21 protein-coding genes are annotated in these 20,697 nt (G+C 56.1%); 11 read left to right on the plus strand and 10 right to left on the minus strand.

Features of this window, described 5'->3' with window-relative positions; genetic code table 11:
* Positions 1 to 62: 62 nt before the first annotated feature.
* From ttrA to ttrB, 3 genes are read right to left on the minus strand one after another with little or no spacing between them, the layout of a single operon-like run.
* The gene (gene ttrA, locus AL479_RS20160) at positions 63 to 3,134 is read right to left on the minus strand and encodes a tetrathionate reductase subunit TtrA (RefSeq protein ID WP_061077365.1); all 3,072 of its coding nucleotides are present in this window, start codon (positions 3,132 to 3,134) and stop codon (positions 63 to 65) included.
* A complete protein-coding gene (gene ttrC, locus AL479_RS20165) occupies positions 3,127 to 4,149 on the minus strand; it encodes a tetrathionate reductase subunit TtrC (RefSeq protein ID WP_105291789.1) in 1,023 nt (340 codons plus the stop codon). The genes ttrA and ttrC overlap by 8 nt, the downstream gene beginning before the upstream one ends.
* The gene (ttrB, locus tag AL479_RS20170) at positions 4,149 to 4,877 is read right to left on the minus strand and encodes a tetrathionate reductase subunit TtrB (RefSeq protein WP_061077367.1); all 729 of its coding nucleotides are present in this window, start codon (positions 4,875 to 4,877) and stop codon (positions 4,149 to 4,151) included. Before ttrB ends, ttrC begins: the two co-directional genes overlap by 1 nt.
* Before the next feature lie 179 nt (positions 4,878 to 5,056).
* Between ttrB and ttrS the strand changes: the two genes are divergently transcribed.
* The 9 genes from ttrS to ydhT all read left to right on the plus strand — a co-directional run bounded on the left by ttrS (position 5,057) and on the right by ydhT (position 13,881).
* Positions 5,057 to 6,829: a tetrathionate respiration histidine kinase TtrS gene (gene ttrS, locus AL479_RS20175; protein ID WP_081093690.1), complete on the plus strand. Its 1,773-nt coding sequence runs from the start codon at positions 5,057 to 5,059 to the stop codon at positions 6,827 to 6,829.
* Positions 6,804 to 7,406 carry a tetrathionate respiration response regulator TtrR gene (ttrR, locus tag AL479_RS20180; protein ID WP_061077369.1) on the plus strand — a complete coding sequence of 201 codons (603 nt, stop codon included), beginning with the start codon at positions 6,804 to 6,806 and terminating at the stop codon, positions 7,404 to 7,406. The genes ttrS and ttrR overlap by 26 nt, the downstream gene beginning before the upstream one ends.
* 93 nt (positions 7,407 to 7,499) lie before the next feature.
* A complete protein-coding gene (gene fumD, locus AL479_RS20185) occupies positions 7,500 to 7,709 on the plus strand; it encodes a fumarate hydratase FumD (RefSeq protein ID WP_012905644.1) in 210 nt (69 codons plus the stop codon).
* Positions 7,710 to 8,156: 447 nt separating this feature from the next.
* Positions 8,157 to 8,783, plus strand: a complete 627-nt coding sequence (locus AL479_RS20190; RefSeq protein ID WP_061077370.1) for a ferredoxin-like protein — start codon at positions 8,157 to 8,159, stop codon at positions 8,781 to 8,783.
* A gap of 20 nt (positions 8,784 to 8,803) precedes the next feature.
* The gene (locus AL479_RS20195) at positions 8,804 to 10,906 is read left to right on the plus strand and encodes an aldehyde ferredoxin oxidoreductase (RefSeq protein WP_061077371.1); all 2,103 of its coding nucleotides are present in this window, start codon (positions 8,804 to 8,806) and stop codon (positions 10,904 to 10,906) included.
* A 10-nt stretch (positions 10,907 to 10,916) separates the two neighbouring features.
* The gene (locus tag AL479_RS20200; RefSeq protein WP_061077372.1) at positions 10,917 to 11,567 is read left to right on the plus strand and encodes a YdhW family putative oxidoreductase system protein; all 651 of its coding nucleotides are present in this window, start codon (positions 10,917 to 10,919) and stop codon (positions 11,565 to 11,567) included.
* Positions 11,568 to 11,617: 50 nt separating this feature from the next.
* The gene (locus AL479_RS20205) at positions 11,618 to 12,286 is read left to right on the plus strand and encodes a 4Fe-4S dicluster domain-containing protein (protein WP_071887669.1); all 669 of its coding nucleotides are present in this window, start codon (positions 11,618 to 11,620) and stop codon (positions 12,284 to 12,286) included.
* Positions 12,283 to 13,068, plus strand: coding sequence for a thiosulfate reductase cytochrome B subunit (gene phsC / locus AL479_RS20210; protein ID WP_061077373.1), 786 nt, complete (start codon positions 12,283 to 12,285; stop codon positions 13,066 to 13,068). Before AL479_RS20205 ends, phsC begins: the two co-directional genes overlap by 4 nt.
* Before the next feature lie 3 nt (positions 13,069 to 13,071).
* Positions 13,072 to 13,881 carry a protein YdhT gene (gene ydhT / locus AL479_RS20215; RefSeq protein WP_061077374.1) on the plus strand — a complete coding sequence of 270 codons (810 nt, stop codon included), beginning with the start codon at positions 13,072 to 13,074 and terminating at the stop codon, positions 13,879 to 13,881.
* A 4-nt stretch (positions 13,882 to 13,885) separates the two neighbouring features.
* On the opposite strand, the gene AL479_RS20220 is transcribed toward ydhT, so the two are convergent.
* From AL479_RS20220 to AL479_RS20235, 4 genes are read right to left on the minus strand one after another with little or no spacing between them, the layout of a single operon-like run.
* A complete protein-coding gene (locus AL479_RS20220; protein WP_061077375.1) occupies positions 13,886 to 14,563 on the minus strand; it encodes an amino acid ABC transporter permease in 678 nt (225 codons plus the stop codon).
* The gene (locus AL479_RS20225; protein ID WP_192478707.1) at positions 14,553 to 15,335 is read right to left on the minus strand and encodes an amino acid ABC transporter permease; all 783 of its coding nucleotides are present in this window, start codon (positions 15,333 to 15,335) and stop codon (positions 14,553 to 14,555) included. The genes AL479_RS20220 and AL479_RS20225 overlap by 11 nt, the downstream gene beginning before the upstream one ends.
* Positions 15,332 to 16,150 carry an amino acid ABC transporter ATP-binding protein gene (locus AL479_RS20230; protein ID WP_061077377.1) on the minus strand — a complete coding sequence of 273 codons (819 nt, stop codon included), beginning with the start codon at positions 16,148 to 16,150 and terminating at the stop codon, positions 15,332 to 15,334. Before AL479_RS20230 ends, AL479_RS20225 begins: the two co-directional genes overlap by 4 nt.
* Position 16,151: 1 nt before the next feature.
* The gene (locus AL479_RS20235; protein ID WP_061077378.1) at positions 16,152 to 16,985 is read right to left on the minus strand and encodes an ABC transporter substrate-binding protein; all 834 of its coding nucleotides are present in this window, start codon (positions 16,983 to 16,985) and stop codon (positions 16,152 to 16,154) included.
* 232 nt (positions 16,986 to 17,217) lie between these two features.
* Between AL479_RS20235 and AL479_RS20240 the strand changes: the two genes are divergently transcribed.
* Positions 17,218 to 17,409, plus strand: coding sequence for a hypothetical protein (locus AL479_RS20240; RefSeq protein WP_061077379.1), 192 nt, complete (start codon positions 17,218 to 17,220; stop codon positions 17,407 to 17,409).
* A 119-nt stretch (positions 17,410 to 17,528) separates the two neighbouring features.
* On the opposite strand, the gene AL479_RS20245 is transcribed toward AL479_RS20240, so the two are convergent.
* Both AL479_RS20245 and AL479_RS20250 read right to left on the minus strand, forming a co-directional pair.
* On the minus strand, positions 17,529 to 17,669 hold the full coding sequence (locus AL479_RS20245; RefSeq protein ID WP_090050030.1) for a hypothetical protein: 141 nt from the start codon (positions 17,667 to 17,669) through the stop codon (positions 17,529 to 17,531).
* 83 nt (positions 17,670 to 17,752) lie between these two features.
* Entirely contained in the window at positions 17,753 to 19,363 is a 1,611-nt protein-coding gene (locus AL479_RS20250) for an FAD-NAD(P)-binding protein (RefSeq protein ID WP_061077380.1), read from the minus strand.
* A 168-nt stretch (positions 19,364 to 19,531) separates the two neighbouring features.
* Between AL479_RS20250 and AL479_RS20255 the strand changes: the two genes are divergently transcribed.
* Complete coding sequence (locus tag AL479_RS20255) at positions 19,532 to 20,329, plus strand: hypothetical protein (RefSeq protein ID WP_061077381.1); 798 nt, start codon at positions 19,532 to 19,534, stop codon at positions 20,327 to 20,329.
* Between the two features lie 36 nt (positions 20,330 to 20,365).
* On the opposite strand, the gene AL479_RS20260 is transcribed toward AL479_RS20255, so the two are convergent.
* Entirely contained in the window at positions 20,366 to 20,671 is a 306-nt protein-coding gene (locus AL479_RS20260; protein WP_061077382.1) for a monooxygenase, read from the minus strand.
* Positions 20,672 to 20,697: the final 26 nt, after the last annotated feature.

Here is a 20,697-nt window from a genome sequence, read left to right on the forward strand (position 1 = left end):
GCCTTACCCGGCCTGTGACGTTCTGTAGGCCGGATAAAACGCGTTAGCGTTGCCATCCGGCGCTAGCGTTGCAATCGCTCAATTCTCGCTGGCAGCCCCTGACGGACCGCGGCGCCGGACACCCAGTCCAGCCAGGTGTTACTCACTTTTCGCGTCGGATCGGCAAATCCCAGATCGTTCAGGTTAATCCCCGATTTCACTTTCGCATCAAACGGCAGCGGTTCACCGTCCAGCGTGTGCTGTGCGCCACCCATCTCGCGGTGTCCATAGCCGTGCTCGATCGCGATGACCCCAGGCATTACGCCGTGCAGCAAACTGATTTGCGCCTCAACCTGTCCCCCCGGCGTGGTGATCCGCACCGTGTCGCCATGCGACAGCCCGAAACGCCGCCCATCCTGCGGATTCAGCGCTACCAGATTGACCGGCTTAACGTGGTGCAAACGGGGGATCACCGCCGACGCACTGGCCATGGTATTGGACTTAAACGAAATAAGCTTTAGCGGCCACTGTGCCAGCGGGAACAGTTCGTCCACCGAACGTCCGTCAGACAGTCTCGCCGGATACCACGCCGGACAACCGCTGTAGCGCTCGCCAGTGATAGCATGACGATGAGCGGCAACCTCGGCATTCCAGATTTGCAGCGGTTTTTCCCACGCGTTGCCGATCCGGTTTTCGGCCCGACCGCTCTTATCCGACGCGAACCGACCGCCACGTGAATAGATAAACGCTACCCGACGGACTTCCTCCGCTTTCAGCGTCTGCTGAATGACAGGCATAATGCGGCGGACGCCTGTGAGTTCAATGTCTTCCGTCACCGCTTCGGCAACCGGGGCTTTCCCCATAAACGCGATATTGGCAGCGACGCGCAGATAGTAGTCTTCTGCACGGTTGAGCGGGTAATGGTTCCCTGCGCTGTCGGAAATCGCATTGTCGCCAAATCCCGGCAGATTCAGTTGCTTTGCCACCGCGATGCAGAATGCCTCCATCGAAACCGGCTGACCGTCGGCGGTTGTGGCGGTGGCAGCGGTAACAATCGGCCAGCGTGCGGTGGTGGCTTTACTGGCGACGCCTGCCCACGGCGCGCTGAATCCCCAGCTTTCGAAATTATGCGTGTCCGGTACGATGTAATCCGCAAGGGCGGTGGTCTCGTTCATATAGGCGTCGATGGCGATAAACAGCGGCAACCGTGCCGGATCTTTCAGCTTTTCTTCGGCCACCGCGCGCAGACCGGGTATACCATACAGGGGATTGGTCATATTGGAGATCCACGCCTTCAGCGGGTATGGATACCCCTCCAGCGCGGAACTCAGTAACTCAGTCAGTTGACCGGCGACAAACGGATACCACGGCGCGTTGGCCGGGAAGGGGGAACGTCCGGCGGCGACCTTGTCGCGGTACTCTTCGGAAGATTCATACGCCGTTTTGCTTCGCGCGATGCTCAGTCCTTTGGGCTTCACCTTGCCCGGAAAACTCGCCATGTTGTAGCGTGGGCCGTCCGTTGCGCCGTTGAATTTTCCGCCGCCGACAAAGACGCCGCCTTCCAGACTGAGGTTGCCGATCAGCGCGTTGAGCATCATCACCGCCCACGCATTATAGAAACCATTTCCTGCCATCATGCCGCCGTGGGTGACGACCGCCGCTTTACGTCCGTGACGGGTAAAGGCATCCGCCAGCGCGATGATTTTGTCCTCAGCCACGCCGCACTGCTCGCTGTACTGCGCGAGCGTCATTTTCTCCGCCGATTCTTTCAGACACTGGAAGCTGCTTTTCACCGTCACGTTACGCCCATCGGCGAGCGTCACCTGGCGCGCGACAAACAGTGCGGCGTGCAGGCAATCACTGGCGGGGACCAGCTCGTTGTGCTCATTTATGACCAGTGGATCACTGGCCGCAGAAGGATCCAGATGGCTATGCGTTAAGTGCTGTCCGGCCAGTCCGGGAAGATCGTCGGCGATCACCAGATGCGTGGCGTTGGTCCAGCTCTTCTCGTCAGCGTGTTGCATGGCCTCTGCGCCGGGCAGCGCCAGATAATCGGCGTTGTAGCGTTGGTTTTCGATAATCCAGCGGATCATTGCCATTGCCAGCGCGGAGTCGCTGCCGGGGATCACGGGTAACCAGTGGCCGTGATCGTCAGCCAGCACGGTGGTTAATGGCAGCGCCGGGGCGACAACTACATAGCTGAAATCATCGCGCAGGCGTGCGCTGGAAAGCTGTCTGGCCTGGCGTTTAAACGGGTTGCCGGACTGTGCGGGCGAGGTGCCCATAAACAGCGCGAACTCGACGTTATCCCAGTCGGGTTTTACGTGGGTGTTTTTATCGAGATCGCCCATCAGCGCGCCAGAACCCGCGCGATAGGCCAGTCCACAATAGGAACCATGCGCGCCAAAGTTCTTGCTACCGAAACTGTTCAGAGCAAAGCGACGCAAAAAGGTATCTCGCCCATCGTCGCTGGTGTTGGTGACCAGAAGCTGATTGGATTTGGGACCAAAACCCGGATGTTGCGGTTCAATGGGGGTCGACGGGGCGTGAATGGCGCGCAGGCCGTCAACGTGACCCTCGCCAAACAGGTCGCCGCCTTCCACCACTTCATTGATCAATTGCTCAAAGCTGATGCGCTGCCATTTGCCTTCGCCGCGTTTACCGACGCGTTTCATCGGCTCAAGAATACGCAGCGGGCTGTACAGACCTTCCAGTTGCGTCGCGCCCCTGGCGCAGGCCGTCGAGCGAGCATCAAGACCGTTCTCGCCCGCCAGTTGCGCCATCGCCGTGCTGAACGGCACCGACGCGTCAATATGATGCTCATGAGAAAGCGGATGATACGGGTTGCCGGCAATACGTAGCACCCGGTTGGTTTGTTGATCAACGCGAACCCTGACGCCGCATTGTGTCCAGCAGCCGAAACACTGAGTCATGGCGATGGTTTGCTGCGTATTCTGCTGCCAGCGCGAGTGTGCGTTGGCTTCCGGGATCAGCGCGTTACCCACGATGTGGTCGCGGGTAATTTTACCCGAGGTGCCGTTGATCAAGCCATCAATGGCGCGCTTCGCTACGTCACGATAGCTGAGGGCGAACGTCGCCATACCGCCGACGGCCAGGCCGACTTTGAGCCACTGACGACGGGTTAAATTAGCCATGTTGCAGTCTCCTTGCGAGTCCGTTCACGCTTTCGCGAATAATAATGAGCAGCGCTATCCACAAGCCGAAGGTGCCGAGGATAGCAAGCCAACCGTCGGTACCGGCGGGCAGGGTGTACGGGTTGAACTGGGCGTTGAATTTCGGCAGCGTCTGCCCCTGAATCAGCAGCGTCCAGCGCATGAGCCAGCACAGCGTCATCGCGCTCAGCGCCAGCAGGCTACGCAGTGGCAATGGCAGCGGGCGGCGCAGGGCGATAACGCCAAACAGTAATGCGATCAGCCAGAATACCAGCCAGCCAGAGGCGTAATGGCGCGCCGATGCAGAGATTGCCAGCCACTGGCGGATTGCCGTACCGGAAAGCGTATTGCCGCTAACCCAGAAAATGATGACGACGGCAAGGGCGAGCAGTGTCAGCAGTTGTCCGAGCGCGAGGCGTTTTTGCGTCGGAAAATCATCGCGCAGCCCGACGATTAACAACGCTAAAAAGGTTTGTAGCGCGCTCAGGAACATCGCCAGCACAAAGGCATAACTGAACCAGACGGGGCGAGCCTGCACGACGGACACTTCCCGCCCGGTATAGAGCAACAACCCTGTCGCGGCCAGCGCGCTGGCACACGCGAACCATTTTGTGACGCCGTAACTTTTTCCGGTGAGTTGCTTGTAAACCTGCGCCAGAAACCAGAGTCCGAGGAACGCAGTGAACAGCGGTAAAAACAGTGCGCCCCACGGCATCCATGACCACGGCGTGGGGTACGCATAGAAATGCCAGACGCGGGCCGTCTGGTGGAGATCGGCGGTCAGCGCCAGCGGCGCGGTGATTGCGCAGGTCAGAGCAATCAGCAGCGTCAGGCTTTCCAGCGTGGGATTATCCTTTTTCCGCCAGTGCAGGACGGCGCCAAACAGCGCCCCACAGGCGGCAATACCGATGAAAAAGAAATACTGTACTGCCCAGGGAAGCCAGCTCACCGCCTGCGGACGAGTCAGCACCTCTTCAATGATTAAGGGTGGCATTATCAGACCTCCTGCCAGAGTGCGGGTTGTGCGCGACCCATCAACGGGGTGACAAATGCCTCGTCCAGTCCCAGATAGAAGACATGGGGCGCGGTGTTGTTTTCCGGTTTCAACACCTTAATGGCGTCGTGATGGGTGCGGACTAATTGCGAAATTCGACTCTGCGGATCGCGGATATCGCCGATGATGCGCGCGCCGCCCACGCAGGACTCCACGCAGGCGGGGAGCAGTCCGGCCTCCAGGCGATGGACGCAAAACGTGCATTTATCGGCGGTCTGTGTCTCATGATTGATAAAGCGCGCGTCGTAGGGGCAGGCCTGCACGCAGTAGGCGCAACCGACGCAGCGGGTGTTATCGACCACCACGATGCCGTCCTCGCGTTGAAACGTGGCCTGCACCGGACAAACCGGCACGCAGGGCGGATTGTCGCAGTGGTTGCACAGACGCGGTAACAGCACATTGGTCACCTCATCCGCCACCTGGACCTGATACTGATTCACATGGGTACGGAACTCGCCCTGCGGCGTCTGGTTTTCAATCGCACAACTGACGGTGCAGGCCTGACAGCCGATGCAGCGGCGCAGATCGACAAGCATCGCGTAACGCTGCTGTGTGGAACCGCCGTGGCGTTCAGGTGAAAAAGAAAATTTCGCCTGCGCCAGTGGAACCAGCGACGCGCCTGCCGTCAGGACGCCCAGTTGCTGGAGAAACTGCCGTTTACTGCTGTCCATTTTTTCTCCCGTCTCAAGGCAACAACGAAACATTTGTCACGCCGTTGGGTTGCGTGTGATGAATAAAGAATGTCGATGATTTACAGTGTAAAAATCGTGGCGGGGGCAGCTCTATTGTGGTTAACCACATACCCGGCGGGTTGTTGATCTAAAACAACATAATCAACGGGGATAAGGGTGTGAGAGGTAAAACGGTGAAGGGCCTGATGCTGCTGGCGTCGGTCTTAATGTACAGCGGCGCAGCGCTGGCGGGCTCATGGAATATCGGGATTCTGGCGATGCGCGGAGAGGTCTCCACCCGTAACCACTGGCAGCCGCTGGAAACGCAGCTTAATCAGCAAATTCCCGGAGAACAGTTCCATATCCAGCCGCTGGATTTGCACCAGATGCAGGCGGCGGTGAACAACGGAACCGTGCAATTTGTGGTGACCAACCCGGCGCAGTTTGTGCAACTGAACAGCCATTCACCGCTGCGCTGGCTGGCGTCTCTGCGTTCTGCGCGCGGCACGGGTAACGTCATCGGCAGTGCGATCCTTACCCGGCGCGACAGCGGTATCACCGGCGCACATGATCTGATCGGTAAAACGGTGGGGGCTATCGATCCCCAGGCGTTCGGCGGCTACCTGCTGGGATATAAAGCGTTGAGCGACGCCGGTCTGCGCCCGGAGCGCGACCTCAATCTGCGTTTTAGCGGTTTTCCAGCCGATGCGCTTCTTTATTTGCTCCGTGAAAACGCAGTGCAGGCGGTGATTGTTCCGGTCTGCCTGCTGGAAAAAATGGACGAAGAGGGACTGGTTGATAAAACTGATTTTGTCGCGGTGCTCAACCGTCCCGGAAATATTGACTGTTTAGCCAGTACGCCACTCTATCCTGACTGGTCGTTCGCCGCGTTGCCTGCAGTCAATGATGCGTTGGCCGATCGCGTCACCCGCGCGCTACTGGCTGCGCCTGACACCGCCGCGTTCCACTGGGGGGCGCCGGCGTCGACCAGCCAGGTGGAGGCGCTACTGCGCGACGTGCAGCAACATCCACAGCAGCGACGCTTATGGCTGGATGTGAAAAGCTGGCTGATACAGCATCAGTGGCTGATGGTCGGGACCGCGCTGATCCTGCTGTTGCTAACCCTGAACTACGTCTGGGTGATGCTACTGGTTCGGCGTCGTGGTAAACAACTTGAACGCAACGGCGTCCAGTTGCGCCAGCAGGAGCAGGCGCTGGAAACGGCCAGGCAGATGAGCGTCCTCGGCGAAATGACCTCCGGATTCGCGCACGAACTGAACCAACCGCTGTCGGCAATTCGCCATTACGCGCAGGGTAGTCTGATTCGCCTGCAGTCGCAGGATCCGGCGCACGCGTTACTGCCAGCGCTTGAGCATATTGATCGGCAGGCGCAGCGTGGGGCCGAGACGCTGCGAAATCTGCGGCGCTGGGTGAGTCAGGCACAGGGAAGTCCGATCCGCACGGAAGAGTGGGAGAACATCAGCATTCACGAGGCGGTTCAACATGTCTGGCAACTGTTGCGCATGGCACAGCAGTTCCCGACGTTAACGTTACACAGCAATATCGATCGCGCGTTGACGATTTTGCTGCCGCCGGTTTTGCTGGAGCAGGTGCTGGCTAATCTGATCCTCAACGCGGCGCAGGCGGGCGCTACCACGCTGTGGATCGATGCCTCAGCGTCGACACCGGGCGTGCGCATGACGTTGCAGGATAATGGCGGCGGTATCGACGAGGCTTTACTGCATCAAGCTTTTCAGCCCTTCAAGACCAGTCGGAAAGAGGGGATGGGACTGGGGCTGGTGATTTGTCAGCGGCTGGTGCGTTACGGTCAGGGGGAGATTAACCTGCGAAATCAGACCGCGCCCGACGGGCAGCCTGGCGTGGCGGTTGTACTGGATTTTACTCAACAGGAGGCGCGGAGCGGCAATGGCGATAATTCATTTACTGGATGATGATGTGGCGGTCACCGATGCCTGCGCTTTTCTGCTGGAGAGTCTGGGCTACCCGGTTACGTGCTGGGAAGAAGGGGCTGTTTTTCTTGAGCAGGCCGAGTTGTATCAGACGGGCGTACTGTTGCTGGATATGCGGATGCCGGTCATGGACGGTAAGCATGTCCATGAGGTGTTGCGCCAGCGCGAAAGTACGCTGGCGGTGGTGTTTCTTACCGGACATGGCGACGTGCCGATGGCCGTCGAGCAGATGAAACTCGGTGCGGTAGACTTCCTGCAAAAACCGGTCAGCGCCAGACCGTTGCAAACAGCGCTGGAGCGTGCGCTGGTGGTTTCGGAACAGGCCGTTGCCCGCCAACAGATCGCCACCTGTTACCGGGGACTCACGGCAAAAGAACGTGAGTTAGCTGGCTTCGTCGTTAAGGGACTGATGAACCGCGAGATCGCGCAGGTGATGAACATCGCGGTACGCACGGTAGAAGTGCATCGCGCCAGGGTGATGGAAAAAATGCAGGCGGCAAATCTGGCGGAGCTGGTCAACAAATGGCAACAATTGAAAGAAACGCGTATCGTTGAATAGTACCGTGAGTTATTTATTTGATTTTCTTTGTTTTTTGTCATCCCTTCCAGTCTGATATATGCTGTTTAACTGGACCTGCAATGAGAGACAATAATGGGAAACCTGACAAAAGACGATGAACTGTACCGTGAGATGTGCAGAGTGGTTGGCAAAGTGGTGCTGGAAATGCGCGATCTGGGACAGGAACCCAAACATATCGTGATTGCCGGGGTACTACGAACCGCGCTGGCGAACCAGCGTATTCAGCGTAGCGACCTTGAAAAGCAGGCGATGGAAACGGTAATCAAAGCGCTGGCCGGCTAACCGCAACGAGGGATGGACTCATCCCTTATTTCCTGCCACTCGAATTATTCAGGGAGCAATATTACCGCTATCGGCTAACTCGCTATATTATTAAATATATTACGAGCGTTTTTTAATTTATAGTTGGGAACAATTTCACATTTATTTGTAATCTGGCGGAACAGTATTTCACTGTCTTTATGATAATAAATATCACTACGCATTTAATATTTCTCTTCCCGTTTTTAATTGATGACGATCAAAGTTATACCTATCAATAACTCCCATTATTTATTTCGCCTAACCCTAAAGGATTAGTTTATTTGCGTTAAATTGCGTTATTTATGCAATCCGGTTATGGCAGAACTTCAGCTGTGGGAGGCAACATCAGAGGCTCTGTTTCAGCATAATTAGCATCAGCCTGGGACGTGTTGTCGGCACTGCGTTTGCGAAGAGGATGCAAAATAAATGAACCAGGTTGATCGTCCATTATTAGATACTGGCTTAACGCGGCTGGAATTCCTGCGTATATCGGGAAAAGGCCTGGCAGGGTTAACCATTGCGCCCGCGTTACTGTCGCTTTTTGGCTGTAAGCAAGAAGATATCGATAGCGGCACCGTGGGGTTGATCTCCACGCCGAAAGGGGTGCTGGTGACCCAACGCGCCCGCTGTACCGGTTGCCATCGCTGTGAAATTTCCTGTACCAATTACAATGATGGCGCCGTCGGCACCTTCTTTTCCCGCATTAAAATTCACCGGCATTATTTCTTTGGCGACAAGGGGATTGGGTCTGGCGGCGGCCTGTATGGCGATCTGAACTACACCCCGGACACCTGTCGTCAGTGCAAAGATCCGCAGTGCATGAAGGTCTGTCCCATTGGGGCGATTACCTGGAACCAGGAAGACTGTTGCATTGCCGTTGATCACCGACGCTGTATCGGTTGCAGCGCCTGTACCACCGCATGTCCCTGGATGATGGCCACCGTCAATACCGAAACGAAGAAATCGGCAAAATGTGTTTTATGCGGTGAGTGCGCCAGTGCCTGCCCGACCGGGGCATTAAAAATCATCGAGTGGAAAGATATTACTGTTTGAGTCTTGCAAAGGAAAACATTATGGCTAACGGTTGGACAGGTAATATTTTACGGGTCAATCTTACAACAGGCGATATTACCCTTGAAGATTCCAGTAAATTTAAAAAATTTGTCGGCGGTATGGGATTCGGATACAAAATTATGTACGACGAAGTTCCCGCTGGCACTAAACCCTTTGATGAAGGCAATAAATTAGTTTTTGCGACGGGGCCGCTTACCGGATCCGGCGCTCCGTGCAGTTCTCGCGTTAATATCACGTCGCTCTCTACATTCACAAAAGGCAATCTGGTTGTCGATGCGCATATGGGCGGTTTTTTTGCGGCGCAAATGAAATTTGCCGGTTATGACGCCATCATCATTGAAGGCAAGGCGGCATCCCCGGTCTGGCTCAATATTAAAGACGACAAGGTCACTCTCGAAAAAGCCGATTTCCTGTGGGGGAAAGGCACCCGTGCCACCACGGAAGAAATTTGCCGAATGACGTCACCAGAAACCTGCGTGGCGGCGATTGGTCAGGCGGGTGAAAACCTCGTGCCGCTCTCCTGTATGCTCAACAGCCGCAACCACAGCGGTGGCGCAGGGACTGGCGCGGTAATGGGCTCGAAAAATCTGAAAGCCATCGCCGTGGAAGGGACCAAAGGCGTCAATATTGCCGATCGCAAAGAGATGAAGCGGTTGAATGATTACATGATGACGGAACTGATTGGCGCGAATAATAACCATGTTGTGCCCAGCACGCCGCAGGCATGGGCGGAATATTCCTCGCCCGCGTCGCGCTGGACCGCACGCAAAGGGTTGTTCTGGGGCGCGGCGGAAGGTGGGCCGATCGAGACCGGCGAGATCCCGCCGGGTAATCAGAACACCGTCGGTTTCAGGACCTACAAATCAGTCTTCGATTTAGGCCCGGCAGCAGAAAAATACACGGTGAAAATGAGCGGTTGCCATTCTTGTCCGATTCGCTGCATGACGCAGATGAACATTCCTCGCGTGAAGGACTTTGGCGTGCCGAGCACCGGCGGGAATACCTGCGTGGCGAACTTCGTCCATACCACTATTTTCCCGAACGGCCCGAAGGACTTTGAAGACAAAGACGATGGCCGCGTCATTGGCAACCTGGTGGGGCTGAATCTGTTTGACGACTACGGCATCTGGTGTAACTACGGCCAGTTGCACCGCGACTTTACGTATTGCTACAGCAAAGGGGTGTTTAAACGCGTCCTGCCGGCGGAAGAGTATGCCCAGATCCGCTGGGATCAACTGGAAGCAGGCGATCCGAATTTCATCAAGGATTTCTATTATCGTCTGGCGCATCGCGTGGGTGAACTTAGCCATCTGGCGGATGGGTCGTATGCCATTGCCGAGCGCTGGCAACTGGGTGATGAATACTGGGCGTATGAAAAAAACAAACTGTGGTCGCCGTTTGGTTTTCCGGTTCACCACGCCAACGAAGCCTCGGCGCAGGTGGGGGCCATCACCAACTGCATGTTTAACCGCGACTGTATGACCCACACCCACATCAATTTCATCGGCTCGGGTTTGCCCTTAACACTTCAGCGGGAAGTGGCCGCGGAACTGTTTGGCTCGCCAGACGCCTACGATGAAACCAAAAATTACACGCCCATCAACGCGGCAAAAATTAAATATGCCAAATGGACGCTGCTGAAAGTGTGCCTGCATAACGCCGTTACGCTGTGTAACTGGGTCTGGCCGATGACCGTCTCTCCGCTGAAAAGCCGCAACTATCGCGGGGATCTCGATCTGGAAGCCAAATTCTTCCAGGCCGTAACCGGTGATGAAACCACTCAGGCCAGTCTCGATTTAGCCGCAGAACGCATCTTCACGCTACATCGCGCCTACACGGTGAAACTGATGCAGACCAACGATATGCGCAATGCGCACGATCTGATCTGCTCGTGGGTGTTTGATAAGGATCCGAAGATTCCGGTCTTTAGCGAAGGCACCGACAAGATGGACCGCGACGACATGCGTGAATCCCTGACGCTGTTTTATAAAGAGATGGGCTGGCACCCTGAATTGGGCTGCCCGACGCGTGAGACGTTGAATCGACTCGGCCTGGAAGATGTCGCCGATGACCTGGCCGCGCAGAATCTGTTGCCGGCGTAAGGAAGAAAATATGAGCCAACCAGAGGATGTGAGTCAGCTTGCCGCGCCGGATGTCGATCTCGAAAAGCGGCAGTGGTTACAGGGGCGACATGAACCGGTAGCCTGCGCGGATGAACAGGCAGCGACAGAAAGCCCCGCAGAGATTATGGCGGATTTCATCCGCCAGCATTCGGCGAGCGGCCAGCTTGTCGCGCGCGAACGGTTCTTGCAGCCGCCGTACTCGGTGGAAGAGGCGGCGCTCACACCGCTACTGGAAACACTCAGAGAGGGGCTCGCCGGCGAGGATATCGCCCGGGTGCAGGGCTCTCAGGATGAATATTACTACTCAACCCAGACCATGACCGCCAACTATGCCGACATGTGCGTTCAAGTGGTGGAAAAGGATATCTGTCGGGCAATCGCACTGGCGGTGCGCTTTGACTGTCAGACCTATCCGCGTCCGTACAAGGTCGCCATGCTGGAACAATCGCCTTACGGTTTCGCGCCTGAGCAGATAGATGCCGCGCTGGCCGCGATTGAAACGCATCCCGACTATGCCGATATTCGCCCGGTCTCGTCGTCGAACGACGTGCCGTATTTATTCAGCGAACGTTTTATGAGTTACGGCAAAGCATACGGTTTGTGCGAATGGCTGGAAGTTGAGCAGTTTCAGAATCCCTGAATTCATGGAAAGCGTGGACGAGCGCGACCACAGCATTAGAGGATAACAAGATGTCCTTCACTCGACGAAAATTTGTGCTTGGCATGGGTACGGTCATTTTCTTCAGCGGACCCGGCCAGACGCTGCTGGCGAAGACAACCGCCAGCGGCCCCGTTCGTTACGTCATGATCCATGATGAATCGCGATGTAATGGCTGTAACCTCTGTACCCGCGCCTGTCGCAAAACGAATCATGTTCCCGCGCAGGGAAGTCGCCTGTCGATTGCGCATATTCCCGTTTCAGATAATGACAACGAGACGCTGTATCACTACTTCCGTCAGTCCTGTCAGCACTGCGATGATGCGCCCTGCATTGAAGTTTGCCCGACCGGTGCGTCGTGGCGCGATGAGAACGGGATCGTTCGCGTCGACAGTTCGCGCTGCATCGGCTGTAGTTACTGTATCGGCGCATGTCCCTATCAGGTGCGCTACCTGAATCCGCAAACCAAGGTGGCGGACAAATGCGATTTTTGCGCCCAGTCCCGGCTGGCAAAAGGCTTTCCGCCCATCTGCGTGACCTCCTGCCCGGAACATGCGTTGCTGTTTGGACGCGAGGACAGCCCGGACATCCAGCGTTGGCTACAGGAAAATAACTATTACCAGTATCAACTTCCGGGCGCGGGCAAGCCCCATCTGTATCGTCGGTTCGGTCAACATTTGATTAAAAAGGATAATGTATGAACGCGTCGCAGACTGCTGAACAGTTCCAGGCCCAACTGGCAAATTATGTGCCGGTCTTTTCCCCCGAGTATTGGCCCGTCTGGCTGGTGATCGCCGGACTTCTGCTGGTGGCGATGTGGCTGGTGCTGGGGTTACACGCCTGGCTTCGCTTTCGCGCGGCCAACAAGGCCGCCGCCGGGCATGGTGAGAAGGTTTACCTGTATTCTCGTGCGGTACGCCTGTGGCACTGGTCGAATGCCTTGCTGTTTCTGCTCCTGCTCGGCAGCGGGCTTATCAACCATTTCTCGCTGGTTAGCGCAGCGGTGATCAAAAGCCTGCTGACGGTGCACGAGGTCTGCGGATTTTTGCTGCTGGCGTGCTGGGTCGGTTTCGTGCTGATCAATGCGTTGGGCGGGAACGGTCATCATTATATTATCCGTCCCCAGGGCTGGGTGGCGCGAGCGATGAAACAGACCCGTTTCTATCTGTTTGGCATTATGCAGGGGGAAGCGCATCCGTTCCCGGCAACGCCGCGTTCGAAGTTTAATCCGTTACAGCAGGCGGCCTATGTCGGCGTGATGTACGGATTGTTGCCGTTGCTGCTGCTGAGCGGATTGTTGGCGCTCTATCCGCAGGTCGTGGGCGACGTATTCCCCGGCGTGCGCTACTGGTTGCTGCAGGCGCACTTCGCGCTGGCAATCATCAGCCTGTTCTTTATTTTTGGTCACCTCTACCTGTGCACTACGGGCCGCACGCCTGGCGAGACGTTCCGCTGCATGGTCGATGGTTATCACCGGCATTAACGTATGCTGATCACGCGAGAGGATTTACGCAACTGGCGGGTTGGTGCGCTGATATACCGCTGGTTTCTGCGCCGCTTCCCTGAGGGTGGCAACTACGCCGATGTGCATCGGGCGTTGAGTCGCGAAGGTTATCTCGACTGGGCGAACAGCCTGGTGGAATACGCCTGGTCGCGCTGGCTGGATGAAGAAAATTTCGCCCGTCAGGATATCTCCGCCATGTCGCGCCTGGCGCGGCCGGATGCCTCAATGGGCGATCAACAGGTGGCGAACGCGGGCGATAACGCGAATCTGGGTTGTGCGGGTGATAACATGAAGATCGCCAGCGCAGGCTATGCGTCACAAATTGCCAGTGCGGGCTACTGCGTGCGCATTGGCAGCGTTGGCTATAACAGCCATATCAGCAGTTCCGGGGATCGCGCGCGGCTGGCTGCCGCAGGAAACTCGACGCGAATCAGCAGCGCCGGTAACGGAACGCGGATCGCCAGCAGCGGGATGCGTGTGCGGGTGAGTTCGCTGGGTGAAAGAAACCATGTCGCCAGTAACGGCGACCTGAGCCAGATAGTGAGCTTTGGCGCAAATGCGAAAATCGCCAACAGCGGCGATAATGTGCATATCATCTGCAACGGCGACAACGCGATCGTTGCCAGTACCGGGGTTGTGGATTCCGTCGTACTGGGGCCGGGCGGCTGCGCGGCGCTGGCGTATCACGACGGTGAACGCATGCGTTTCGCCGTCGCGGTTGAAGGTGAAGCGGGGATCCGCGCCGGCGTGAAATACCGACTCGACGACGCGCACCAGTTTGTTGAGTGCTGATCGTTCAACGAAGCGCAAACCGTCGCCGGGTCGCTTTCTCCAGCCCGTAGCAAAGCAGATAGTAGACCAGGCCCGTAAAGATGAAGATAGCCGCCGGGTAAATCTGTTCCCGGCTGTTAACCTGTCCCGCCACCGTCGTCAGTTCCGGCACGTTGACGATAAACGCCAGCGAGGTGTCCTTCAGCAGACCAATGCCTATCCCGGTCAGGGAGGGCAGGATATGGCGTAACACCTGCGGTAGCAGAACCCCTCTTAATGCCTGAACAGGACTGAAACCCTGTGCCATTGCCGCATCATACTGTCCGGCGGGTAGCGCGTTGAGTCCCGCGTACACCGAATGCATGACCGACGCGGCGGTAAACCAGGCCAGCGCCAGCGTCACGGTTGCCGCTCCGGGGAGATCGCTGCCGGTAAGCATGGGTAGCAGATACCACATCCAGAAAATAACGAAGATCAGCGGTATCCCGCGTATGAGCTCTGCCCAGATGAACAATCCCTTACGGATGACGCCCGGAAAGCGCCAGGCGAGAGCGGCAAGGGCAATACCGGCAGGTAAGGCCAGCACTGCCGCACCCAGCGCCATCATCAGGGTCAACAACACACCGCCGGGTTGACCGTCGGCCATGCGTCCCCACAGGAGATAATCCAGATTGTCGGTTATCACCGCAATATTAGCGATCATGCTGGGGACTCCTGAACCGGAACCGGCGGGTTTGCGGCTTTTTCTCCTGTCGGGGAGCAGGCCCAAGATGGGTCAGCAGCAGACCGAGCGCCACGCCGGTGAACAGATAAAGCGCTGTGCCCACGGCAAAAGCCTCCAGCGCATGGGCGTTGTAGCTTTCAATCTGGCGTACCTGATAGGTCAGTTCCGCAAAGCCAATACCGCTGGCTAATGACGACAGTTTCATCAGGTTGAGATATTGCCCCACCACCGGTTGCCAGGCATTGGTTAGTCCCTGCGGCAGCAGGATATGGCGGAAGGTCTGCCATGAGGAAAATCCCTGCGAGATTGCGGCTTCGCGTTGTCCGGCGGAGACCGCCTGTAGCCCGGAGGCGACTTCTTCGACCAGGAACGCCGAAGTAAACACGCCGAGTCCCCACGCTGAGCAAAGAAACTCGGGTGTCAGCCACCAGACATTACCAGGCAGGATTGACCAGCCATGCTCTGCGTTGACAAAAGCAACGAAACCGCGCGGCAGCAGGTTCCAGCCAGCGAAATACCAGAACAGCAACTGGACCAGCAGCGGGGTATTACGAAACAGCGATACCCAGCCTGCCACCAGGCGGCGGCCCGCGCGATGGCCGGAAAGACGAAGGGCTAACAGAAAAATGGCCAGCAGTGTGGCGAGGAAAATGCCTGCGGCGCTGACCCACAGCGTGGTGAGAAATCCGGAGAGGATCCATTGCAGGGGCAGGCCGGTGAGCACCCCCTGCCAGTCCATTGACGGCATTATCGTGATAACTCCTGATGCAGCGGATCCAGCACCTTTTGCAGAAAACGCTGAGTTCGTGGGTGCTGCGGTCGGGTAAAAAAGGCCTCCGGGGAGGCGATTTCGAGAATATCGCCGCCGTCGATAAACACCACCCGGTCGGCGATTTCACGGGCAAAGTGCATCTCGTGGGTGACCACAATCATCGTAATACCGCTGTGCGCCAGACGTTTCATGACCTGTAACACCTCACCGATCATTTCCGGATCGAGCGCAGAGGTGGGCTCATCAAACAGGATAATTTGCGGCGAAGAGGCCAGCGCGCGGGCAATCGCCACCCGCTGCTGTTGACCGCCGGAAAGCTGTGCCGGATAAGCTCCCGCTTTCTCTTCCAGCCCAACCTGCTCCAGCAGAGCATAGGCGCGCTGTGTGGCATCGGTTCTGTTCCAGCCGTGGACGTACTCCAGCGCGAGGGTGATATTTTGCTGCGCCGTCAGATGGGCATACAAATTGAACTGCTGGAATACAAAACCAATGCGGCTGCGCAATTGTCGCAGCGCGGCCCCCTTAAGTTGACCGACCGGCTTGTCATCGATGAAGATATCGCCGCCACTCAACGATTCCAGTTGGTTTATCAGGCGAATCAGGGTCGATTTCCCCGATCCCGAGGGGCCAAGAATTGTCACAACTTCACCGGGTTCGACGGTGAGACTGACGCCGTTGAGTACCCGGTGATCGCCGTACGCTTTCACCACGTCGCGTAATTCGACTCGCGCCTGGCGTAACGGGTGGAAATCCGCAGATCCGGCTGCACAAGGTGTGAATAAACCAGCCAGCATCTTATCTGGCCTCAATTTTAAAGGCGCGCGGCTGCGGATTTTTCGTTTCCGGGCCAAACCAGACATCATAAATTTTGCCTGCCTGCCCACTGGATTCGAGTCGCAGTAATTCATCGTTAACCGCTTTCAACAACGCCGGCTCGCCTTTCTTCACGCCCACGCCAATCTCCTCTTTGCTGAGTAAATCCGGCAGGATTTTGAACTGCGCTTTGTCCGGTGCGCCACTGAGCAAACCCGCCAGGATGGTGGAGTCCTGAGTGATCGCCTGCACGTTGCCGTTGCGCAGGGCGGTTAACGCCAGCGGGATATCGTCATAGGCCAGCACGCGGGATTGCGGGAACCGCTGATGTAACGCCTGCTCGCCGGTGGTGCCTTTCACTGCGCCAATGCGCGCGCGGCTGTATTCATCCAGTTTATCGGGTGACGAGGCAGGCACCAGGAACTGCTGACCGGTGACAAAGTAGGGCACGGAGAAGTCGATTACCTGAGCGCGCTCGGGGGTGATCGTAATATCAGCGACGATCAGATCGGCTTTCCCCGATTGCAGCAGCGGAATACGGTTAGCGGGATTCGTGGCGACCAGTTCCAGTTTCACACCCAGTGACGTCGCCAGCGCCTGGGCGAAATCAACATCGTAACCGACGATCTGATGGGTTTTCGCGTCGACGGAGCCAAATGGCGGGTTAGCGTCAAAGGTCGCGACCTTGATCACGCCTGCGGCCTTGATATCGGCAAGTTGATCGGCCTGCGCCTGAATGCTAATGAAACTCGTGGCGAGTATGACGCCAAGGGCGAGAATCGTTTTTTTTGTGCTCTGTATTTTCGTTGCCATCATTTTCTTTGATATCCCTGGAATTATTGGTTTGTCCTTTTACGCTCCCACAACCCGAACCCGCAGCAAAAGAAGAAAAAAGTCTTATTTATATGCAAAAAGTTATTAGTGAACAGTGTGTTAACGAAGGGTTACTAACGAACAAAAACAGATAACGGTGCGCAGAATTCGCATTTCATTTTTTGTGCCGTTTGCGCTGCAATGAAAAGCACCTGACAAAACAGAGGAGCCGGAGATGGAGAAGGTAAAAATGCAGATGGCGCGTCTTTGGGCGCGCGTTGCCATCACGCCAGAGCCGACCCGACAGCCCGGTGCAGAGGTCAATCTGCAGCGCGTTGTGGAGTCCATTCTTCCTGTCGCCAGCCTGTACGGCGTGGACATTGCTAACATTGACCCGGAGTGGTTTCGTGATCAAACAACACGCTGAACACCGTCGGATGCGCGAGGTGTACTGGAATGAAATCTGCAATTACCGCGGGAATCATGAGGAACTAAAAAGAGGCTTATGGACTCGCCGCGCGGTTCTGCGCGGCGAGTTGAAAAAAATCAGATTTTGCAGGCGTCGCCGCAGTCATCATCGGCAATCACCGATTCCGCTTTTTTGTCCGCATCGTCCAGACGTTCTGCGTTACGTTCCTGCGCTTCTTCCAGTCCGTTAAAGACCAGATTATCGAGATCAATTTCCATCGTGCACCTTTCTTCGCTCGTTTTTGACTTCCGACAAGTATAGGACAAATGGGGATCTGGATGCATCCACAATGCGTGCGGCGTTACCGATCGTAAAGCGATAAACGCCTGCGCAGGCGGGAAGCCGGTTTTGATACTGCCCTGGCCATCGCGTCGCCAATCTCCTGGCAGGCGACGAGCCCCTGGATAAAGGGCCGATCATGCATTAAAAAGGGCAATGCGCCAAAGGCAATTCGTCCGCGAACACTCTCTGGCGCCTGAAGCGTATAGTCATCGCCAACATCCGGAATCGCATCTCCACATGACAGTAATTGCTGGCGTAATCGCGGGAACGGCAAATCCGTTGTCTTCAGGGGTTTTTGGCCGCGCGCATCGATAAATACGTCAAATGACAGGCGATCGTTGTGCGTCGTAATCTCAGTACGATCCGCTTTAATCACCTTCCCGTAATCCTGTCCCAGCGTGAGAATGCGCAGAATACCGGCTGCGTGCAACGCCAGCATTCGGCGAACTGACTCTGACGGGATCGCCGCATAATTATCAATAAACACGCGGGCAAGTCCCGAACTGAACCGTTTACTATCTTTTTCATCCAGATAGGCAACGATATCCTGAACGCCTTCATGCAGACGCAGTAAGGTATAGCGCCAGGCAACGGTGCGTTTGTTACGCTTATTCTCGTCGACCTCTTTCAGATTTAAGGCTGCCCATTCGAATGGATCGCTGTGCGCTCTGTCGGCAAACACCGCTACGGGAAAGCTATCCACATCCAGTGAGGACAGCGCTATTTGCCCGGCCCATTTCGGGTCGGCTGCCGCGAGTTCTTGTTGCATGAGGCTAAAAACGCGATCGAGGAGCCCCGTTGAACCGGCAGCGATTTCGCGCTGGATGACCTCCCCGGTAACGTACTCCAGTGGTTCATAGGGTATAGGGCAGTAGAAGTCGGCTTCCGGCAAAATGCCGGAACGGGACATCAGCGTAATTTCCAGCGCTTCACTGTCCTTATTCAGTGAGAAATTGACCTGATGATCCTCCGTTTCGTGAAACGTTCCGTGCTGTACTGCAACCGCCATTGCGGCATCCAGACCGCTCAGTGAGGTTCCAAGAATACCGACTCTGGCGGCTGGCACGTCAGCGTCCATCAAGCCGGACCAGGGGCTGGGATAAAATGCGTGCGTGGATTCGTCATCGTCCGGCCAGACGTGTCCCGTGGCGATCACCGCCAGGTCGACATGCAGCGGCACCGTGTGTTGATCGGTCCAGAGTTGTACGCCAGTGGGCGCCGCTGCGACATCTGTGACTTCACAGGACTCGTACAATATCACCTTAAATCCTCGACTTTCTGCGTGGTGGACGGCCTGCAAAAACTGCGCGCGAAAATAGTCGCCCAGTAAAATGCGTGGCAGAAACTGACGCTGGTGCAGCGTTTCCTTCTTAACGCCATACTGCGCAAGGTACTGCGCTTCCTGGGCCTGCAACCACTCAAGCCAGGTGTCAAAAAGAGGTGGAACCTCGATACTGGCAATATTTGCCAACATCATTGGACTATTTTCAGAATGGGTGTAAGGCATACCGATTCCGGCCCGGTTTCCGCGTTCAAAAACGGCAATCTCCAGTGGCTGCGCCTTTTTTAGTAATGAGAAAAAGGTATAAACGCCTGTCGGGCCAGCCCCGATAATCGCGATTTTTTTCATGTCCCTGTCCGTCCTGTTATTGTTATTTTGCCGCCGATACCTCGGTGACATCATGTCAGTGTAGATGAGAAAGGTACGGATGTTTCGGACTGGAATAGCGTTACGAGCCTGAAGCGCTGTGTCCTCTGCCATACTTAACGGTGTTTTATTGTGAGGACAGGAGTGACGATGATAACGCTGTGTAAAGCCTGTGGCACCTCGTACGATAACCGCCACGGCAACGTTGAACGTTGTACAATCTGTGACGATGAGCGGCAATATGTCCCCGTTTCCGGGCAGGCGTGGATGGACTTTGACGAGCTCATCGCCAGCCATACCAACAAGTGGCAGCAGCATACGCCGCCACTTTTCAGTCTGAAAACCGTTCCTTCCTTTGCTATAAACCAGCGGGCGTTTCTGCTCAGAACGCCGGTGGGAAATATTCTGTGGGACTGCGTTGCGAATCTGGATCAGGCAACCCGAACGCTCATTCGTGCAATGGGGGGATTGAGCGCCATCGCGATTTCGCATCCTCATTACTACACCACAATGCAGGACTGGGCGGAGGCGTTTGACGCTCCCGTCTGGTTACATGCGGCTGACAGGGCCTGGATCATGCGAGACAGCCCCAGAATTCGGCTATGGGAAGGGGAAGAACACAATGTGCTTCCAGGCGTCACATTATTACGTCTGGGCGGCCATTTTGCGGGAGGAACGGTGCTGTATCTGGAGGAGGGGGAAGGGACGATCCTCGCCGGAGATATCTTACAGGTCACTCCCGGTGCTGACGCGGTTTCGTTTATGTGGAGCTATCCGAACATGTTGCCGCTGTCATCGAAAACCGTCAGTGGGATCATACAGCGGCTAAACACGGTGACGTTTTCCAGTCTGTACGGGGCCTTTGAAGGGCAGAATATTACCCACAGTGCCAGTCAAATTGTGCAACGATCGGGGGAAAAATATCTCTCCAGCCTGATGTCTCGTTGAACCTGCTGAGGGGGAAAATCCCCCTCAGCGACATCATTAACCCACTCTGGCGTTGTTGATTTCGCTCAACGGAATATTCACGTCAAACACTTTCGCAATGACGTTGTCAACGCCAAGGTTTTTTAAACGCGCGGTATGTTTATCCAGATAAGCCAGTGCGGTCTCCTCGTTTGCGAAAAGATAGATCCCTCCCGCTTCCTTGTTTTGCTCACTCTCCGTCCACACCTTCCAGATAAATCCCGGCTCCTGGTTAATCGACTCCGCCAGACCACGCAACTGTTCTGCCATTTCTGCGCCAAATGGGCCAGTAAAAGCGAAGTGAAGTTGTAATAATTTCGGCATATCCATTCTCCATGTTACGACTCAAC

The organism is Citrobacter amalonaticus (genome assembly GCF_001559075.2).
GTDB classification, from domain to species: domain Bacteria; phylum Pseudomonadota; class Gammaproteobacteria; order Enterobacterales; family Enterobacteriaceae; genus Citrobacter_A; species Citrobacter_A amalonaticus_F.

Excerpts from the sequence above, each read along its gene's own strand:
- ttrA (WP_061077365.1), bottom strand. The coding sequence starts at position 3,134 with ATGGCTAATTTAACCCGTCGTCAGTGGCTCAAAGTCGGCCTGGCCGTC.
- ttrB (WP_061077367.1), bottom strand. The coding sequence starts at position 4,877 with ATGGACAGCAGTAAACGGCAGTTTCTCCAGCAACTGGGCGTCCTGACG.
- ttrR (WP_061077369.1), top strand. The coding sequence starts at position 6,804 with ATGGCGATAATTCATTTACTGGATGATGATGTGGCGGTCACCGATGCC.
- fumD (WP_012905644.1), top strand. The coding sequence starts at position 7,500 with ATGGGAAACCTGACAAAAGACGATGAACTGTACCGTGAGATGTGCAGA.
- AL479_RS20190 (WP_061077370.1), top strand. The coding sequence starts at position 8,157 with ATGAACCAGGTTGATCGTCCATTATTAGATACTGGCTTAACGCGGCTG.
- AL479_RS20195 (WP_061077371.1), top strand. The coding sequence starts at position 8,804 with ATGGCTAACGGTTGGACAGGTAATATTTTACGGGTCAATCTTACAACA.
- AL479_RS20200 (WP_061077372.1), top strand. The coding sequence starts at position 10,917 with ATGAGCCAACCAGAGGATGTGAGTCAGCTTGCCGCGCCGGATGTCGAT.
- AL479_RS20205 (WP_071887669.1), top strand. The coding sequence starts at position 11,618 with ATGTCCTTCACTCGACGAAAATTTGTGCTTGGCATGGGTACGGTCATT.
- phsC (WP_061077373.1), top strand. The coding sequence starts at position 12,283 with ATGAACGCGTCGCAGACTGCTGAACAGTTCCAGGCCCAACTGGCAAAT.
- ydhT (WP_061077374.1), top strand. The coding sequence starts at position 13,072 with ATGCTGATCACGCGAGAGGATTTACGCAACTGGCGGGTTGGTGCGCTG.
- AL479_RS20220 (WP_061077375.1), bottom strand. The coding sequence starts at position 14,563 with ATGATCGCTAATATTGCGGTGATAACCGACAATCTGGATTATCTCCTG.
- AL479_RS20230 (WP_061077377.1), bottom strand. The coding sequence starts at position 16,150 with ATGCTGGCTGGTTTATTCACACCTTGTGCAGCCGGATCTGCGGATTTC.
- AL479_RS20235 (WP_061077378.1), bottom strand. The coding sequence starts at position 16,985 with ATGATGGCAACGAAAATACAGAGCACAAAAAAAACGATTCTCGCCCTT.
- AL479_RS20240 (WP_061077379.1), top strand. The coding sequence starts at position 17,218 with ATGGAGAAGGTAAAAATGCAGATGGCGCGTCTTTGGGCGCGCGTTGCC.
- AL479_RS20245 (WP_090050030.1), bottom strand. The coding sequence starts at position 17,669 with ATGGAAATTGATCTCGATAATCTGGTCTTTAACGGACTGGAAGAAGCG.
- AL479_RS20250 (WP_061077380.1), bottom strand. The coding sequence starts at position 19,363 with ATGAAAAAAATCGCGATTATCGGGGCTGGCCCGACAGGCGTTTATACC.
- AL479_RS20255 (WP_061077381.1), top strand. The coding sequence starts at position 19,532 with ATGATAACGCTGTGTAAAGCCTGTGGCACCTCGTACGATAACCGCCAC.
- AL479_RS20260 (WP_061077382.1), bottom strand. The coding sequence starts at position 20,671 with ATGCCGAAATTATTACAACTTCACTTCGCTTTTACTGGCCCATTTGGC.